This is a genomic window from Kitasatospora nipponensis (assembly GCF_039528135.1).
Classification (GTDB): domain Bacteria; phylum Actinomycetota; class Actinomycetes; order Streptomycetales; family Streptomycetaceae; genus Kitasatospora; species Kitasatospora nipponensis.
In genome coordinates this window covers 1-513 of sequence record NZ_BAAALF010001181.1, presented here as the reverse complement: position 1 = coordinate 513, position 513 = coordinate 1, and the positions used below count along the sequence as shown (strand labels likewise).

The window sequence follows — 513 nt, the reverse complement described above, 5'->3', positions numbered from 1 at the left end:
CGACCGACGAGTACCCCACGGGCACCTACCCCATCTGGCCGCCCGGCCACCCGGAGCAGCGCACCAAGTTCACCAGCAACACCATGCCCAAGGACCGCGGGAGGGCCGCGAGCGTGCCGCCGGACGGCCCGGTCTGTTCGGTCAGTGGCTCGGGGATGCGCTCCCTCGGTGCCGTTGCCTGTTTCGTCCCCATGCGTCAGGTCCGCCTCTGCTGCGCGAGCTGCTCGTGGCAGCACTCGGTGACCGGCCCGGTCGGTCCGGCCGGGCGGCGGAGCAAAGACTAGCGACGATAACCATATTCATCTACGCCTGGATGCCTGCCAGTTCTCCGGGCAGCCGGACGCCTGCCCGGGCCGGTCCGAGCGGGATCTCGAAGTGCACGGTGGCCACGCCGGGCCCGTGCTCGCCGGTCGTCGGGGCGTCGCAGACCTCGACCGCCAGGCTGCGCCAGAGCGGCAGGTCGTACGGTTCGGGGCCCTCGCAGCGGGAAGGGGGAGGGCAAGCGGGCTTAGG

At 71.7% G+C, this 513-nt stretch carries 1 protein-coding gene and 1 pseudogene; one reads left to right on the top strand and one right to left on the bottom strand.

The genetic code is table 11. The features are described 5' to 3' along the window. A partial coding sequence (locus tag ABD323_RS45550; protein ID WP_344447791.1) for a hypothetical protein occupies window positions 1-284 on the top strand: 284 nt, incomplete at its 5' end. 19 nt (window positions 285-303) lie between these two features. On the opposite strand, the pseudogene ABD323_RS45545 reads toward ABD323_RS45550, so the two are convergent. Beyond that, window positions 304-513: pseudogene (locus ABD323_RS45545) on the bottom strand (hypothetical protein); the annotation flags it as partial.